18 protein-coding genes are annotated in these 16,804 nt (G+C 60.6%); 9 read left to right on the top strand and 9 right to left on the bottom strand.

Annotated elements, in window-relative coordinates:
* Positions 1-52: 52 nt before the first annotated feature.
* From HF682_RS14990 to HF682_RS14960, 7 genes are all read right to left on the bottom strand, one after another.
* Positions 53-1,255 (bottom strand): STAS domain-containing protein, encoded by a 1,203-nt coding sequence (locus HF682_RS14990; RefSeq protein ID WP_168878147.1) that lies wholly within the window; start codon positions 1,253-1,255, stop codon positions 53-55.
* 145 nt (positions 1,256-1,400) lie between these two features.
* Positions 1,401-1,724 (bottom strand): iron donor protein CyaY, encoded by a 324-nt coding sequence (cyaY, locus tag HF682_RS14985; RefSeq protein WP_168878146.1) that lies wholly within the window; start codon positions 1,722-1,724, stop codon positions 1,401-1,403.
* A gap of 15 nt (positions 1,725-1,739) precedes the next feature.
* Positions 1,740-3,233, bottom strand: a complete 1,494-nt coding sequence (locus HF682_RS14980) for a PglL family O-oligosaccharyltransferase (RefSeq protein ID WP_168878145.1) — start codon at positions 3,231-3,233, stop codon at positions 1,740-1,742.
* Positions 3,234-3,583: 350 nt separating this feature from the next.
* Entirely contained in the window at positions 3,584-4,075 is a 492-nt protein-coding gene (locus HF682_RS18020) for a pilin (RefSeq protein ID WP_168878144.1), read from the bottom strand.
* Between the two features lie 91 nt (positions 4,076-4,166).
* A complete protein-coding gene (grxD, locus tag HF682_RS14970) occupies positions 4,167-4,475 on the bottom strand; it encodes a Grx4 family monothiol glutaredoxin (protein ID WP_168878143.1) in 309 nt (102 codons plus the stop codon).
* 141 nt (positions 4,476-4,616) lie between these two features.
* A complete protein-coding gene (locus tag HF682_RS14965; RefSeq protein ID WP_168878142.1) occupies positions 4,617-5,231 on the bottom strand; it encodes a lytic transglycosylase domain-containing protein in 615 nt (204 codons plus the stop codon).
* An 8-nt stretch (positions 5,232-5,239) separates the two neighbouring features.
* A complete protein-coding gene (locus tag HF682_RS14960) occupies positions 5,240-6,952 on the bottom strand; it encodes a proline--tRNA ligase (protein WP_168878141.1) in 1,713 nt (570 codons plus the stop codon).
* Positions 6,953-7,131: 179 nt separating this feature from the next.
* Between HF682_RS14960 and HF682_RS14955 the strand changes: the two genes are divergently transcribed.
* The gene (locus tag HF682_RS14955) at positions 7,132-7,959 is read left to right on the top strand and encodes a ferritin family protein (protein WP_168878140.1); all 828 of its coding nucleotides are present in this window, start codon (positions 7,132-7,134) and stop codon (positions 7,957-7,959) included.
* Between the two features lie 52 nt (positions 7,960-8,011).
* Complete coding sequence (rfaE2, locus tag HF682_RS14950) at positions 8,012-8,500, top strand: D-glycero-beta-D-manno-heptose 1-phosphate adenylyltransferase (protein ID WP_168878139.1); 489 nt, start codon at positions 8,012-8,014, stop codon at positions 8,498-8,500.
* A gap of 6 nt (positions 8,501-8,506) precedes the next feature.
* Here the strand turns inward: rfaE2 and lysA are convergent, their stop codons facing one another.
* Together lysA and lptM are read right to left on the bottom strand one after the other, a co-directional pair.
* Positions 8,507-9,766 carry a diaminopimelate decarboxylase gene (lysA, locus tag HF682_RS14945; protein ID WP_168878418.1) on the bottom strand — a complete coding sequence of 420 codons (1,260 nt, stop codon included), beginning with the start codon at positions 9,764-9,766 and terminating at the stop codon, positions 8,507-8,509.
* A 30-nt stretch (positions 9,767-9,796) separates the two neighbouring features.
* Positions 9,797-9,916, bottom strand: coding sequence for an LPS translocon maturation chaperone LptM (lptM, locus tag HF682_RS18115; RefSeq protein WP_205882114.1), 120 nt, complete (start codon positions 9,914-9,916; stop codon positions 9,797-9,799).
* A gap of 195 nt (positions 9,917-10,111) precedes the next feature.
* On the opposite strand from lptM, the gene HF682_RS14935 reads away from it, so the two are divergent.
* The 7 genes from HF682_RS14935 (at position 10,112) to gshB (ending at position 16,794) form a co-directional block, all read left to right on the top strand.
* Entirely contained in the window at positions 10,112-10,723 is a 612-nt protein-coding gene (locus HF682_RS14935) for a glutathione S-transferase N-terminal domain-containing protein (protein WP_168878137.1), read from the top strand.
* A 113-nt stretch (positions 10,724-10,836) separates the two neighbouring features.
* Positions 10,837-11,340, top strand: a complete 504-nt coding sequence (gene purE, locus HF682_RS14930) for a 5-(carboxyamino)imidazole ribonucleotide mutase (RefSeq protein WP_168878136.1) — start codon at positions 10,837-10,839, stop codon at positions 11,338-11,340.
* Positions 11,337-12,512 (top strand): 5-(carboxyamino)imidazole ribonucleotide synthase, encoded by a 1,176-nt coding sequence (locus tag HF682_RS14925; RefSeq protein ID WP_168878135.1) that lies wholly within the window; start codon positions 11,337-11,339, stop codon positions 12,510-12,512. The genes purE and HF682_RS14925 overlap by 4 nt, the downstream gene beginning before the upstream one ends.
* 58 nt (positions 12,513-12,570) lie before the next feature.
* The gene (locus HF682_RS14920) at positions 12,571-13,461 is read left to right on the top strand and encodes a phosphoribosylaminoimidazolesuccinocarboxamide synthase (protein ID WP_168878134.1); all 891 of its coding nucleotides are present in this window, start codon (positions 12,571-12,573) and stop codon (positions 13,459-13,461) included.
* Between the two features lie 79 nt (positions 13,462-13,540).
* Positions 13,541-14,392 carry a GNAT family N-acetyltransferase gene (locus HF682_RS14915; protein ID WP_168878133.1) on the top strand — a complete coding sequence of 284 codons (852 nt, stop codon included), beginning with the start codon at positions 13,541-13,543 and terminating at the stop codon, positions 14,390-14,392.
* A 133-nt stretch (positions 14,393-14,525) separates the two neighbouring features.
* Positions 14,526-15,812, top strand: coding sequence for a glutamate--cysteine ligase (gene gshA, locus HF682_RS14910; protein ID WP_168878132.1), 1,287 nt, complete (start codon positions 14,526-14,528; stop codon positions 15,810-15,812).
* A gap of 25 nt (positions 15,813-15,837) precedes the next feature.
* Positions 15,838-16,794, top strand: coding sequence for a glutathione synthase (gshB, locus tag HF682_RS14905; RefSeq protein WP_168878131.1), 957 nt, complete (start codon positions 15,838-15,840; stop codon positions 16,792-16,794).
* Positions 16,795-16,804 lie beyond the last annotated feature (10 nt).

Genomic DNA, 16,804 nt, shown 5'->3' with positions numbered 1-16,804 from the left:
TCCGTTGCGTAGTATTCAGCAGATGGGGCTGAATATGCAAAACGCAAGGGGCTTACTTGCGGTAGTGCAGCTTGCAGAAATCGTGCATGCCGAGCACGCGGAACAGCGCACCGACCAGATGGCTGACCTGGCGCAGGTGCAGCTCCTTGCCCTGCTGCTGCAGCTGCACCAGCAGGTTGAGCAGGTGGCCGGCAGAGACAAAATCCATCCGCTCCAGCCCCAGGCAGTCGATATTCACCACGCTACGGGCTTCGGCATGTTCCATCAGGGGGTCCAGCTCCGCCACTTTGTCAGCACCATAATGGCCTTGCAGCACAAAGGCATCTGTCTGGGAGGGCGCAAGCGGTGCCTCAGATGAACCCGCTTTGGCAGCGGGGGCTTTGGGCAAGGGCTCCCAGGATGGGGGCGACACTTCATAGGTGACGGCATAATCGACCGCCAGGGTTTCAAATGCCTCTTGATCCCCCTGCCATTGCAGACACTCCAGCAGGAACAGCCAGCATGGAATATCAGCCTCATCACGCCGCATCATCTCGATCCGGTCTTGCAGCAGCTGTAACAAAGCTTCTGGCTGCGCCAGCTGCACGCGTACTTGCTGGCGACGCAGCAGGCGTAGTGCGTCGGTGATGGCGGGCAGGGCGGTCGCCACCAAGTCGGTCACCCGGCTGCAGTCCAGCTGTACCAGCTTCTGCTTCTGCGCTTGCTGCTGTAGTTGCTGGATGGCTTTGCTGATGCCCGCTTCGCTCAGCTGGCTCGGCAGCAGGGTCAGCGCGTTGCTGCTTTCTTTGCCAGTGGCGGCACTGCGGCTGGCACGCTGCCAGATCGGGGCCGTGCGCTCAAACGCCACCACAAACTGCAAGGCCAGTTCATCAAACGCCGCCTTGTTGTTCTGTACCTGATACAGCTCCAGCAGCATCAACCAAAGCTCTTCGTCACAACGCGGCTCGCTATTGACCTGAGCCTCCAGCAACTCTACCGCTGCCTCATATTGCTCATTGGCGTAGAGAATGGCGGCCTCTTCCATGGCCGACACATCGGCGGGTGCCAGCTCAACCGGGAAAAAGGCGGAAGTATCCGGCAGGGCCGTTGTGGGCTCGGCCAAAGGAGGCGCAGGTTCGGGCGCAGGTGCAACCTTGCCTGCGGGCTGCACAATGACAGGCGCAGCCGGGCTGGCTTCGCGCCCCTTTGGGATCGCAACGCTGGGGGCGGACGGGCTGGCAGGCTCGTCCGGCTTCTTTTTGAAAAACGAAAACATGGCCACGGGATCAAGGCATCCGGTTTGCGCGGGCTCTCCATTCCACCCGCCTTGCCTCTAGTGTAGGCCCAGATGATGGGAAAGAGATGACATTTCGCAATATTTAAATCTTCTCACCCGTTATTGTAGCCAGAATCTGATCCACTTAGACAGATTTATGCAATCCGCATTCTTCGCCTGTCTGATTGCAGAGACACTCCGAGAGGGTGGCATAAAACTCCCCCCCATCCCGGGTGTTGAGCCATTCATTCTGCCGCCAGGCAAAATGATAGCCCCCGCTGCGCGCCGCAATCCACAACTCCTGATTCGGAACATGCCGATTGACCACAATCTTGCCGCCATCCGGACACTCGATCTCCAGCACATTGCCACTCCACAGCACTTCCAGGTCCAGCGCGCTGGCATCCAGCTGGTCCTGTAGATCACGGAAGACCTGATCGGTATGGGTAAGGAATTCGGATTCGGTCATGGATCATTAACCTGATCAGCGGGTAGGGCCATAGCGGCGGGCGTGGTCCAGCAGCAAATTCAGAATCATCTTGCCTTCCGGGCTGGGGTCATTCAGCAAGGTGATGATGTATTTGTCACGAGAGCTCGGATAAGCGACCAAAATCTGCTGAACCCGAGTACGGGCCAAGGCCGTCTGTCCATTCAGGGCAAGGAAATAGGCTTCACGAATGAGTACGTCCGGAAATGGGGTATTGCGGCTGACCTGCTCCAGCAATTCAAGCTTCATGGGCAACAGATTGCGATCATAACTGAGTCTGGCGGCGACTATACGGTCCGTGGTGGCTGCTAGCCAGATATTCTGCGAGTAGCTGAGCAGGTCAATCATGGCCACATCGCCTTTCAGATTCTTGTCGCCTACAAAGATGCGCGACAGGCGAGTGTACTGATATAGGGAGAGGCTGCTCAGCAGCAGCATGCTTGCGGCAAAGACCCCAATCGAGAGCCGGTAGCTGGGTTTCCATGCACGGTGTCCCCAAGCAGGCTGTTGGCACAGTGCCAGCAGGATGACACAAAAAAAGAAGAAGCCGGGCATCCAAAGCGACCATTCCACTTGGGCACGAATCAAAATCACAATCAGCAAGGCGCCAACCAGATTGTCCTGTTCACGGCGGAAGATTTGCCGAAGACCAATCCATACCAAGGGGGCGATGCAGGCCAGCCCAGCGAGACCAGTAACGGCCAGAATCTGGAAGAAGGCATTGTGGGCATGGTCAAACATGGAAGATTCGACCACTTTGGCATAGGCCGGGATCTGCTGTAACTGGAACGAGTACCAGGCATAGTTGCCCCAGCCGACTCCCAGCCACGGGTGGGTCAGGAACAAGTCAATACATTTTTGCCATTCTACCAGGCGGCGCATGCCGCCACGGCTAATTGACGTGATGGCACTTTCTCCGCCTCCCCAGAGCTGCTGTTGCAGCCAGAACAGGAAGGTCGCCAAGACGAGCAAGCCCACCATGAGCATCACATTGCGCATGAAAAGGCTCTTGTTGCCGCGCTGCTGCCAAAAAGCCCACAGTACCAAAACAGGGGCGATCAGTACTGGCGAGCGGGAGCCGGTCATGGCAACCACCCAGGCAAAAGCGGCAGCAATCAGCCACAGCAACCTTTGCTTGCTGCGTGCTACCTGCGGCAGCAGCCAGGCAATGGCCAACATGCCATAGAGCAGGTATTCGGTCAGCCAGTTGCGTTGGCCGAGATTGCCGACGACACCGTGTACTTTGGCGTTGGCACCCAGGGCTAGCCACGGTACCCGCTTTGCAATGTCATACCACTGTAGTGTTACGACCAGCACGTTGCAGAGGCCGCCAATCACCAATCCCCAAGCCAGAAGCCGCATCAAGCGTGCTAAGCCATAGTAGTCATGCAATGCAAATAATGCCCAAGCCAGCAATGCGGCCACCAGCATGATCAGCGCCGGCACCCAGTTGTTGGTGAGATAAGGGGTGGCAACAAAGCGGGGCTGCAAGAAGAGCAATGCCCCAAACGCCAGCCAGCTGAGGGAGGAGAGCGAAAAAGCAAGCCGGCCGTGGCACCAGCATGCCCAGCTCAGTAACAAAAGCAGCGGGGCAAAAAAGCCACTAACAGAAGGCACCCAACCCGGATCAGGCAATAGTGCGACAGGAATAATAAATGGCAGTAAAGCGCATAATCCGATGGCCAATTTACGATGCATTGAAATAGGAGCTTCTTGCCCGGCCATTGTCAGCAATTTGGTGTCATCCATGGATTATGTTTTGCAAAAATTGCATACAGCATTGTAAAGAAAAAGGGGGCACAGAATGCCCCCTTGCTTCATTCAGAATAAATTACCCTGAATTAAGAACCTACGCCAGTGCGACGCTTGGTGCAAGGCGCAGTTCCACCGCCCCCGGTGTGTACAGTCGCGGTGGTGTTCGTAAAGACCCATTGCAGCTGGTTGTCAGTCAGGGTCGGGGTCAGAGTAACACTGCAACGACCCACCCGATCGTCACCGCCAATATCGATCCGCCCAGAGGTGCCGACAGTCGCAAAGCCAAACTTGACACCCCACACACCAGCACTGTGATTGGCGGCAACCGTGGCTTGAGGAACATAGTTTGCGCTAGTCAAGGCAGTATAGGTGGCACAGTTGGTGAAGCTGCCACCATTATCCTGCACACACTCAGCAATGCCGGTTTTGATCGCGGCTGCACCGGAGATGTTGTCTTGCCAGCGGCTACGGGTCACGTAGTCCTGGTACTGCGGAATGGCGATGGCGGCCAGAATACCGATGATCGCAACCACGATCATCAGTTCGATCAAGGTAAAACCTTGTTGAACGCGTTTCATATGATTCTCCCGTAAGGGTTGTCTAGGATGGCAAAGCCAAGTCTTGTGCTTGGCCTTGTGGGCATTATATGCACAATGCGTGCCAGCGTGTTTATGCAGACAACATTTTTTGCAATTCGCCGCTCTCATACAGCTCGCGCATGATGTCTGACCCGCCGACAAACTCACCGCCGACGTAGAGCTGCGGGATGGTGGGCCAGTTGGCGTAGTCCTTGATGCCCTGGCGGATTTCCGGGTCTTCCAGCACGTTCACCGCCTTGAAATCGGCCACGCCACAGGCTTTGAGGATTTGCACGGCATTAGAGGAGAAGCCGCATTGCGGGAAGGTGGGGGTGCCCTTCATGTACAGCACCACCTTGTGGTTGGTGACGGTCTGGTGGATGTGCTCTTGTGCGCTCATGGTGTATGGACTCCAGCCCGCTAGGGCGTTGACGGTTAGAAGATCAGCTTCCGCAGTGGAAAATACTTGAGTGATTTTGTCGGATTCTAGGAAAAGTGACGCAGAGCGTCAATCGCTGTCGCAATGCGGCAGGCATTTTTGTCAGCTGCCGCTGCTACCCCACTGCCAGCGGCTGCGCCAGGCGCCCAGCACCATGTTCGGGTATTCCGGGCGGCCACGGCTGCCGTTGTAGCGGCCCAGCGCCAGATACAGGTTGCCTTTCTCTATATCCAGATAATGACGCAGGATGGTGCAGCCAAAACGCAGGCTGGTGGCTTCGTCGAACAGGTTGTGCTTGTCGTTGCCGATCTGATCGACCCAAAACGGCATCACTTGCATCAGGCCTCGGGCGCCCGCGCTGGAGATGGCGTACTTCTTGAAGCCACTTTCTACCTGCACCAAGCCCAGTACCAGTTGTGGGTCCAGACCGGCACGGGTGGCTTCATAGTGGATCAGGGTCAGCAGCCGTTTACGCATGAAGGCATCTGGTACCTTCTTTTCCAGCCGCAGCATCATCTCAGTGAGCCAGCGCTCGCCTTCTGCTTTGTCGGCAAACACCAGCCGTGGCTCACGGTTATCGTTGATGGCCTGTTGCATGGCGGTTTGTACAGAAGGCGCGAGGATTTCCTTTTCCTGCTTGCCTGCCCCTGCGGGCAGGCCCAGACAGTACAACAGCACGCCCAGCAGCAGGGGGCGGGTCAAACGGGTGCGATGCATCAGAGCCCTCAAGCGCCGATGGCCCGACGAATGGCGGCGCAAGCGTCCGCCAGCGGCAGCTCTTCCACCACACCGTCGGCACGGCGCACGAACTCGATCACCCCTTTCTCCAGACCCTTGCCGCCAATGGTGACGCGGAAGGGGATGCCGATCAGCTCCATGTCGGCAAACTTGACGCCGGGGCGCTCATCACGGTCGTCCAGCAGCACCTCCACCCCGGCGGCTTGCAGCTCGCTGTAGAGTTGTTCTGCGGCGGTGGCTACTGCCGGGTTACGGTCGGCACCGACCGAGACCAGCGCGAGGGTGAACGGGGCCATGGCGGGCGGGAACACAATGCCACGCTCGTCGTGATTCTGTTCAATGCAGGCCGCCACGACGCGCGAGATGCCGATACCGTAGCAACCCATTTCCATCGGGTGGGTCTGCCCCTCACGATCCAGCCAGTTGCATTGCAAGGCTTCCGAATACTTGGTGCGCAGCTGGAAGATGTGGCCGACTTCCACCCCTCGGCAGATTTCCAGGGTGCCTTTGCCGTCCGGCGACGGATCGCCAGCCACCACATCGCGGATATCGGCTACCAGCGGTTCAGGGAAATCGCGGCCAATATTGGCGCCGGTGTAATGCTGATCGTCTTCATTGGCGCCGATGACGAAGTCGGCCATGCGGTCGACGGTCCGGTCCATCACCACGGTGCCCGGGAAATTGACCGGGCCCAGCGAACCGGGGTTGGCGCCAAAAGCTTCGCGGATGGCTTCCGGGCTGGAGAAGGTCAGCGGCACTTTCACCTGCGTCAGCTTCTCTGCCTTGATCTCATTCAGGCTATGGTCGCCACGTACCATCAACAGCACCGGGCGGCCATCGTTGCCATCCACCACCACTGCCTTGACGGTCCGCTCAACCGGCACCTTGAGAAACTCGCACAGCTGGGCGATGGTCTTGATGCCGGGGGTATGCACCTTGCTCAGGGGCTGACTGGCTGCCGGGCGGGCATGCGCGGGCGCAACGGCCTCGGCCAGCTCGATATTGGCAGCGTATTCCGATTGCGGGCACCACACCACTTCGTCCTCGCCGGAGTCGGCCAGTACCTGGAATTCATGCGAGCCGGTGCCGCCGATGGAGCCGGTATCTGCTGCCACGGCGCGGAACTTCAGGCCGAGGCGGGTAAACACATTACAGTAGGCGCGGTGGTAATCCCAGTAAGTCTGCTCCAGGCTGGCAAAGTCGGTATGGAAAGAGTAGCCGTCCTTCATCACGAATTCGCGTGCACGCATCACGCCAAAGCGTGGGCGGATCTCGTCGCGGAACTTGGTCTGGATCTGGTACAGGTTCACCGGCAGCTGGCGATAGCTTTGCACGTCACGCCGCACGATGTCGGTTACAACCTCTTCATGAGTCGGCCCGATCACGAAATCGCGCTCATGGCGATCTTTCAGGCGCAGCAGCTCCTTGCCATAGAATTCCCAGCGGCCGGATTCTTGCCACAGTTCAGCAGGTTGCACCGCAGGCATCAGCAATTCATGTGCCTTGGCGGTACGCGCCATTTCATCGCGCACCACGGCCTCTACTTTGCGCAGCACGCGCAAGCCCAGCGGCATCCAGCTGTACAGGCCACTGCCCAGACGCTTGATCAAGCCAGCACGCAGCATCAGCTTGTGGGAAATCAGTTCGGCCTCGGCGGGCGCTTCTTTCAGGGTGGAGAGGTAGTATTGGCTGGCACGCATGGCAGTACAGGTCCGGTATGGATCGGAAACGATCAAAGTCTGCTAGTGTACCGTTTGCCCTGGGCTTTGTCAGCGTCACCAAGCAAGCGCTTGCACCGCGAAAAACGCGCTATGTCATGGATTTGAAATGATTTTTCCGCTATGCTGCGTCGGCTTCTGGCTAAATGAGAATCTGCATCATGTTATACCCTGAGTTGTTTACCTCCCTGGAGAAGGCCCGCTGGAACATGGCCGATGACATCCCTTGGGATCAGTTTGATGCCAGCCAGTTGAGTGACGACCAGGCAATCACCATCAAAATGAACGCCATCACCGAGTGGTCAGCGCTGCCGGCGACCGAGATGTTCCTGCGCGACAACACCGATGACAGCGATTTCTCCGCCTTCATGTCCATCTGGTTCTATGAAGAGCAGAAGCACTCACTGGTGCTGATGGAGTATCTGCGCCGTTTCCGCCCCGAGCTGTGCCCGACCGAGGAAGAGCTGCACGCCGTGCGCTTCCCGTTTGATCCGGCGCCGCGCTTGGAAACCCTGATGCTGCATTTTTGTGGCGAGGTACGTCTGACCCAATGGTACCGCCGTGCCAGTGAATGGCACGATGAGCCGGTGATCAAGCACATCTATGACACGCTGAGCCGCGATGAAGCCCGTCACGGCGGTGCCTACCTGAAGTACATGAAGCGTGCCATTGAGCGTTTTGGCGATGAAGCCCGTCGTGCCTTTACCAAGATTGGGGTGTTGATGGCGTCCAGCGCGCGCTCTGGCAAGCCGCTGCACCCGACCAATCTGCATGTGAATGAAGCCCTGTTCCCGAATGACACCATCCAGAGCCGCTTGCCGGACCCGGACTGGCTGGAGCACTGGCTGGACAAGCAGATCTGCTTTGACAAGGAATGCGAAGGCCGTGTCATCGGTGGCATTCTGCGCAATCTGTCCAACCTGATGGGGCAGACTTTCGAGACGGTGCAGCAACTCAACCTGTTCCGCAAGCAACTGGCCGCTGCCTGAGCTACGGGTCCGGGTGCTACAATGCGCGGCATTGTGAGCGACCGGACCGACCATGTCTTACGTACTGCCTGACTACGAACAGAAAATCGTTGCGCCCGAGCAACTGCTGGCGCACGCCAGCCGTCTGGCGCGTCCGCTGGTGTTCACCAATGGCTGCTTTGATATCCTGCACCGCGGTCACACCACCTATCTGGCACAGGCGCGTGCGTTAGGCGCGGCACTGGTGGTGGCCTTGAATACCGATGCCTCGGTCAAGCGGCTGGGCAAAGGTGACGATCGCCCGATCAATCCGCTGGAAAACCGGCTGGCGGTGATGGCCGCCCTGCAGGCGGTGGATCTGGTGACCTGGTTTGATGAAGACACCCCGCTGCAACGCATCCTGCAATTGCGGCCGGAAGTGCTGGTCAAAGGCGGTGACTGGGTGCCAGAGCAGATAGTCGGCGCATCAGAAGTACGCGGATGGGGCGGCCAGGTACACAGCATCCCCTTCCTGTATCAGACTTCCACCACCGCCACGCTGGCGCGGATTCGCCAGCGCTGAGGAGGCTTACCCGGCTTCCGGCAGGCAGGCCTGCTCACAGGCCAGCATTTGCGCCAGCGTTTCGCGCTGGCGAATCAACTGCACCCGATCGCCATCGACCAATATCTCGGCAGCACGCACCCGGCTGTTGTAGTTGGAGCTCATCGCCATGCCATAGGCACCAGCGGAGCCAATCGCCAGCAGGTCGCCCGCCCGGATGGCGAGGGTGCGATCCTGAGCCAGGAAGTCCGCACTTTCACAGACCGGCCCCACCACATCGTAAACCCGCTCCGGCAAGCCTTCCTGTTGCTCGACCGGTAGCACCTGATGCCAGCCCTCATACAAGGCGGGGCGGATCAGGTCGTTCATCGCCGCATCGACGATGGCAAAATTCTTGGTTTCACCCTGCTTGAGGAACTCCACCCGGGTCAGCAATACACCGGCATTGCCCACGATGGCGCGGCCCGGCTCCAATACCAGCTTGAGGCCACGTCCCGCCAGCCGCTCGGCAATGGCTTGGGCATAGTCGCGGACGGGCGGTGGGGTTTCTGCATCGTAACAAATGCCAATGCCCCCCCCCATGTCCACGTGCTGCAACACGATGCCTTCGGCGGCCAGCTGGTCGACCAGTGACAACAGGCGGTCCAGCGCGTCGATGAACGGGCTGAGTTCGGTCAGTTGCGAACCAATGTGGCAGTCGATGCCGACCACCTGCAGGCCCGGCAGGCTGGCGGCCTTGCGGTAGGTGGCCAGTGCTTCGGCATGGGCGATGCCGAATTTGTTGCCTTTCAGGCCGGTTGAGATGTAAGGGTGGGTGCCGGCGTCCACATCGGGGTTGATGCGCAGGCTGACGGCTGCGGTCTTGCCCATACGGGTGGCGACGGCGCTCAGGCGATCCAGCTCGGCGCTGGATTCCACATTGAAACAATGGATGCCCACTTCCAGCGCGCGATGCATCTCGGTGACGGTTTTGCCCACCCCGGAAAACACTATGCGTTCTGGCGGACAGCCGGCCAGCAGGGCACGCTCCAGTTCGCCACCGGACACAATGTCCATCCCGGCACCGGCGTCCACCAGCAGCTTGAGCAGGCTGAGGTTGCTATTGGCCTTCATGGCATAACAGATCAGTGCATCCTGCCCGGCAAAAGCATCACGGTAGGCCTGCCACGCTTGCAGCAGTGTACGTTTGCTATAGACGAAGCAAGGCGTGGTGAACTGGTGGGCGATGGAAGGCAGGGCAACATCATCCAGATACAGCGTCTGTTGCTGGTAGTGCAAGGCGGGCAGGTTCACAATGGGCTCAAGAGGCTAGGTCGGTCAACGAGGGGCACTCGCAGCTTGCGAGGCCGGGTCCTGGGGTAGATAAAGGGGGCCCTTGATGCCGCAAGCCACCAGGGCAGTGCAGCTGAGGGCCAGCAGCAAAAGGCGTAGGCGCATGGTATGTAATGGGCCAAAGTAAAGCCCACATGGTAACACAGCCATACCGTGAGACAGGGGTGGGGCATTACGGAGTCACTGTCATGGTGAATGCACCAGTACCGTGGCGGATTTCTGATCGTGTTCAAAGGCTTGCCAATTCGGGACGGGGCGTTACAATGCGCCGCAACTGACCTTAACCCGGACCACTTCATCATGATTGATCTCTATACATGGGGCACGCCCAACGGACGCAAGGTCTCCATCCTGCTCGAAGAGCTGGGGCTGGCGTATCAGGTGCACCCGGTCAATATCGGGGCCGGGGATCAATTCAGCGACACTTTTAAGGCGATCAACCCCAACAGCAAGATTCCGGCGCTGGTGGATCACGATGGCGCGGAGCCCGTCACCGTATTTGAAAGTGGTGCCATCCTGATCTACCTGGCCGAAAAGCATGGTCAGTTCCTGCCGGTTGCAGGGACCGCGCGCTATGCCGTGCTGCAGTGGCTGATGTTCCAGATGGGTGGGTTTGGCCCCATGCTGGGCCAGACCCATCACTTTCTGCGCTATGCCCCGGAGCCGGTGCCCTATGCCATCGAGCGCTATACCAAGGAAGCAGCGCGCCTGTATGCGGTGCTGGACCAGCAGCTGTCCGCGCATGAGTACGTGGCAGGGGCGTACTCGATTGCCGACATGGCGCTGTACCCCTGGGCCAGCCGCCATGAGTGGCAGCGTATTGAACTGGCCGATTACCCGCATGTGTTGCGCTGGTACCAGCAGCTATCGGCCCGGCCCGCGGTGCAGCGGGGCATGCTGGTTCCCGCCTGAGGGGGAAAAACACGCCTTTTCAGGGACTTGGCGGGCAAGAAAACGCTGAGTTTTTGTCGCGTTTTCTGTACAATCCGGTTTTTAACCGGACCGGCAAAGCAGCCGGAAATGCCATGAGTGAGTCTTCCCCTCTCGTTGGTGTGGTCATGGGCAGTTCCAGTGACTGGGACGTCATGCAGCACGCTGTTCAGCAATTGAAGGCCTTCGGTGTTCCCTGTGAGGCCCGTGTCGTGTCGGCTCATCGCACGCCGGATCTGCTGTTTGAATACGCCAGCAGCGCCCGTGAGCGCGGCCTGGCGGCCATCATTGCCGGCGCCGGCGGCGCGGCCCATCTGCCAGGCATGCTGGCTGCCAAGACCACGGTGCCGGTACTGGGTGTGCCAGTACCGAGCAAGTACCTGCGTGGTGAAGACTCCCTGCTGTCCATCGTGCAGATGCCGAAAGGCATTCCGGTGGCTACCTTTGCCATCGGCGAAGCCGGTGCGGCCAATGCCGGACTGTTTGCGGTGGCCATGCTGGCCGGGAACGACCCGGCGCTGGCTGCCCGCCTGCAAGCCTTCCGTGAAGAACAGGAGCGTACCGTGCTGGCCATGCAATTGCCCGAGGTGGGGGCATGAGCGCGCCAGTGATCCTGCCGCCCGCCCGCCTGGGAATTCTGGGCGGCGGCCAGCTGGGCCGCATGTTTGTGCAGGCTGCGCGCACCATGGGTTATACCGTCACCGTGCTGGACCCGGATCCGGATGCACCTGCCGCTGAATTTGCCAATCTGCACCTGTGTGCCGCGTTCGACGATGCCGAGGCGCTGCGACAGCTGGCCGACAGTTGCGCCGCCATCACCACCGAATTCGAGAACGTCAACGCCGAGTCAATGCGCTGGCTGGCGCAACACACTGTGGTGTCGCCGCGTGGCGAGTGCGTCGCAGTGGCGCAGGACCGTATCCGGGAAAAGACCTTCTTTCAGCAGCATGGCCTGCCGGTGGCGCCGTTCCTGCCCGTCACCCAGGCCGATGATCTGGATAGTGACCTGAGCGACTACCTGCCGGGCATCCTCAAGACGGCGCGGCTGGGCTACGACGGCAAAGGCCAGCAACGGGTGCGTACCGCTGAAGAGGCCCGTGCTGCCTGGCAGCAGCTGGGGGTGCCGTGCGTGCTGGAGAAAATGCTGCCGCTGCAGCTGGAAATCTCCGCCATCGTCACCCGCGCAGCGGATGGGCAGATGGCGGTGTTCCCGATTGCCGAGAACCAGCATCATCAAGGCATCCTCGATGTGACGCTGGTCCCGGCACGGGTCAGCACGGACTTGGCACAAGCCGCTCAGCAAGCAGCCTGCCGCGTGGCGGCAGCGCTGGATTATGTGGGCGTGCTGGCCGTGGAGTTCTTCGTGCTGGAAGACGGGCTGCTGCGGGTCAATGAAATGGCACCGCGCCCGCACAACTCCGGCCACTATACGCTGGACGCCACCGTGAGCAGCCAGTTCCAGCAGCAGGTGCGCGCCATGTGCGGCCTGCCGCCCGCAGCCACCGACCTGCTGCGCCCAGTGGCCATGCTCAACCTGCTGGGCGATGTCTGGCCCGGTGCGGGTACCGATGCCTGCCGGGAACCGGACTGGCAGCCGCTGCAAGCCGAAGCACAAGGTTTCCTGCATCTGTATGGCAAGCGTGAAGCACGCATTGGCCGCAAGATGGCGCACTACAACCTGCTGGCTGACCAGGCCAACACTGCCGCCGAGCGGGTCGCCGTTTTGCGCGATACGCTGTTGCAAGCGGCTGGAAGAGCACGGAAGGCGTGACGCCTGGCTGGCCTGCCTTCGACCTCATCCCTTTTTCTGATATTCAAAGGACCCCCGAATGAGTGGTTTGCTGCAATCCAACCTGCGCTCCCTGCCGAAGATCTACTCCGGCAAGGTGCGTGACCTGTACGCACTGGAGGGGGATCGCCTGCTGATGGTGGCGACCGATCGCCTGTCTGCCTTTGATGTGATTCTGGCAGAGCCCATTCCGGACAAGGGCAAATTGCTCACCGCCATTTCCAGCTTCTGGTTTGACAAGCTGCAGCACGTGATGCCCAACCATCTGACCGGCGAGAAGCTGGAAGACGTGATTCAGGACGCTGAAGACCTGGCGCAGGTGCAGGGCCGGGCGGTGATTACCAAAAAGCTGAAAGGCTTGCCCATCGAGGCCATTGTGCGGGGTTATGTCGCGGGTTCGGGCTGGAAGGAATACCAGCGCGGCGGCAGCATTTGTGACATCAGCCTGCCTGCGGGCTTGCGTGAGGCCGACAAACTGCCGCAACCGATCTTTACCCCCAGCACCAAGGCTGCGGTGGGTGAGCACGACGAAAATATCTCCTTCGAGCAGTGCGAAAAGCTGCTGGGGGCTGAGCTGGCGGCGCAGGTACGCGAAGCCGCCATCCGGCTGTACCGCACGGCTGCCGAGCATGCAGCCACCCGCGGCATCATCATCGCCGATACCAAGTTTGAGTTCGGTGTGGACGAAGCGGGCGTGCTGCATTTGATGGATGAGGCGCTGACGCCGGATTCCAGCCGCTTCTGGCCTGCAGACCAGTACCAGCCCGGCAGCAACCCGCCGAGCTTCGACAAGCAATACGTGCGCGACTGGCTGGAGTCGACCGGCTGGGACAAGACCCCTCCCGCCCCGGCGGTGCCTGCCGAAGTGGCCGCGCGGACGGCGGACAAGTATCGCGAGGCTTTGCAGCGCCTGACGGCGGCAGCGGTCTGACCGTACTGTCCCGATTGGCCCTGTGCAGCACGGGAGGGGCATGGTAGCGTGAGGCTGGATGACAGACTGGAGCCGCCTCATGACCCCTGCCCCTTTGCAAGCTACCTTGCAAGCCATGCAAGCCCGACTGCCCGGACCCGACGGGCAGCGCTTTGCCGAGGCGTTTCGTCACGGCAGCATGTCGGTCGAGCTGTACGCCCCCCAAGGCCATGACCCGCAGCAGCCGCATTTGCAGGACGAGCTGTATGTGGTGACCTCCGGACACGGCACCTTTTTGCGCGACCAGCAGCGTATCGCCTTTCAGGCGGGTGATGTGCTGTTCGTGCCGGCCGGAATGCTGCACCGATTTGAGCAATTCAGCGACGATTTCCAGACCTGGGTGATTTTCTGGGGGCCTCGGGGTGGTGAGGCGGCGGGCCAGCACCTGGACTACACCCTCCGCCCGGCGCAGCCTCATGAAGCGCCACAGCTGGAAGCCCTGCTGCGGCAATATGGCCCCAATCCATGGAACTATCTGCCGGACGAAGGCGTACGCCAGCACTTTGCCGAGCTGGCCGCCGGGCAGGCGGAAGCCTTGCTGGCCTGTACACCTGAGGGCGAGGTCGCCGGGTTCGTGACCTGGCTGCCCCGTCATCCTGATGCCGAGCGACGGGCTCGTGAGCCACACAGCGCCTATATCGGCGAGGCACTGGTGTTGCCTGCGCACGCAGGCAAGGGGTTGGGCGGCGCACTGCTGCGTGCCGTACGAGACCGTTTGCTGGCGGCAGGTCAGGGGCCGCTGTACATCGAGCGTCACGAAGAGAATGCGGCCTCAGCGGGCATGATGCGGCAGGCCGGGTTTGTCCCGCTGCGGACCTTTGACGACCCGGTGCGACGCAGCTACGGCAGCAAGCGCACCACGGAATGCGTCTATCCCGCGCCAGACGCTTGAATTTCACGGCCACTGCCCCCACCCTCTGGGGGCGCTATACTGAATGTTGAAACTCGCCTGACCGGCTTTCAACCCACCTTCCAGGCCAGACGCTGATCCGCGTCTGGCGGGCTTATTGCTAACGGGAACACCCATGGTACCTCATCTCACCACCGCCCTGACCGGGCCGCTGAAAGAGCTGGAATCACGCATTTTGCGTGCGCAACCGAAAATCGAGCACTGGTTTCGCAGCCAATGGTTGAAACACGATGCGCCGTTCTACGCCTCGGTGGATTTGCGCAATGCCGGGTTCAAGCTGGCGCCGGTGGACACCAACCTGTTCCCCGGCGGTTTCAACAACCTGAACCAGACCTTCCGTCCGCTGGCCGTCCAGGCGGCGACAGTGGCGGTGGAGAAAATCTGCCCGGAAGCACGCGGCGTGCTGCTGATTCCGGAAAACCATACCCGCAACAGCTTCTACCTGCAGAATGTGGCCGCCCTGCACAGCATTCTTCGGCAGGCCGGGCTGAATGTGCGTATCGGCAGCCTGCTGCCGGAGCTGGAAGCGCCCATGCAACTGGAGCTGCCAGACGGGCAGAACCTGTTGCTGGAGCCGGTTCAGCGCCGGGGCAATCGCCTGCATTTGGGGGACGACTTCAACCCGTGCACGGTGCTGCTGAATAACGACCTGTCGGGTGGTGTGCCCAGCGTACTGCAAGGGGTCGAGCAGGCCCTGCTACCCCCCACCTATGCCGGTTGGGCCACCCGCCGCAAGACCGGCCACTTTGCCGCCTACGATGGCGTGGCGGACGAATTTGCCCAGCTGATCAGCATTGACCCCTGGCTGATCAACCCCTACTTTAGCCATGTCGGTGGCGTGGATTTCCAGGAGCGTGCCGGTGAGGAAGTGCTGGCCGACAAGGTGTCAGACCTGCTGGCGCGTATCCGTACCAAGTATCAGGAATATGGCATCGAGCAGCAACCCTACGTGGTGGTCAAGGCGGATGCCGGTACCTACGGCATGGGGGTGATGACGGTGAAAGATCCGTCGGAAGTGGTGGGCCTCAACCGCAAGCAGCGCAACAAGATGTCGGTGATCAAGGAAGGCATGGAAGTGCACGATGTCATCGTGCAGGAAGGCGTGCATACCTTTGAGACCGTGAACGAGGCGGTGGCTGAGCCGGTGGTTTATATGCTGGACCACTTTGTGATCGGCGGCTTCTATCGGGTGCATACCGGCCGGGGGGCCGATGAGAACCTGAACGCACCGGGCATGCACTTTGTGCCACTGGCGTTCGAGAAGCCATGCAATGCACCAGAGTGCGACGAAGCACCGGATTGCCCGCCCAACCGCTTCTACTCCTACGGTGTGGTGGCGCGGCTGGCTTTGCTGGCAGCCGCCCGCGAGCTGGAAACCATGGCTGAGGAACACGGCGAATAAGCCTGATCGTAATGGAGGACGCAGCATGCGCATTGCCCTGGTTCTGGACCCGCTGGCCAAACTGAAACCGTGGAAGGACTCCAGCGTGGCGATGATGCGTGCCGCGCGCCGGCGTGGCCACACTTGCATCGCCCTGCTGCCGGAAAGCCTGCGTGCCCACAGTGAAGGCGGGCAGGTGACGGTGTGGGCGGAAGGCCATGTGCTGCAGGTGCACGATGAAGATGCCCACTGGTACGACGCTGGCGCGCGTGAGTGCTGGCCGCTGCACGCGTTTGATGCGGTGATCCAGCGCAAGGACCCGCCGTTCGACGCCGAATACCTGTACGCTACCCACCTGCTGGAGATGGCCGTTCGCAGCGGCGCGAGGGTGTTTAACCACCCCCGTGCACTGCGGGACTACAACGAAAAACTGGCGATCCTGCGCTTTGCCGACTGGACCACGCCCACCTGCGTCAGTCGTGAATCTGCCCGGCTGCGCGAGTTTGTACGCGAGCATGGCGACGTGATCCTCAAGCCACTGGACGGCATGGGCGGTTCCAGTATTTTCCGTGTCAGCCTGCAAGACCCCAATCTGTCCGTGATTCTGGAAACCATCACCCGCCACGATCAGGAAACGGTGATGGCCCAACGCTACATTCCCGAGATCGTCCATGGTGACAAGCGCATCCTGCTGATCAATGGCGAGCCCCTGCCCTACGCGCTGGCGCGTATTCCCATGGCTGGTGAAACCCGTGGCAACCTGGCCGCAGGCGGACGCGGGGTGGCGCAAGCCCTGACCGAGCGTGACCGGCAGATTGCCGAGGCGGTTGGGCCGCAGCTGCGTGCCGATGGCCTGCTGCTGGTGGGTCTCGACGTGATCGGCGACTACCTCACCGAGGTCAACGTGACCAGCCCCACCTGCATGGTGGAGATTGCGGCACAGACCGATTGCCAGCCGGCCGAGCTGTTTCTGGATGCACTGGAGCAGGCCTGCGGCCACTGAGATGGGTGCC

It is taken from the genome of Leeia aquatica (assembly GCF_012641365.1).
Classification (GTDB): Bacteria; Pseudomonadota; Gammaproteobacteria; order Burkholderiales; family Leeiaceae; genus Leeia; species Leeia aquatica.
This window is presented reverse-complemented; position numbering and strand designations above follow the sequence as displayed.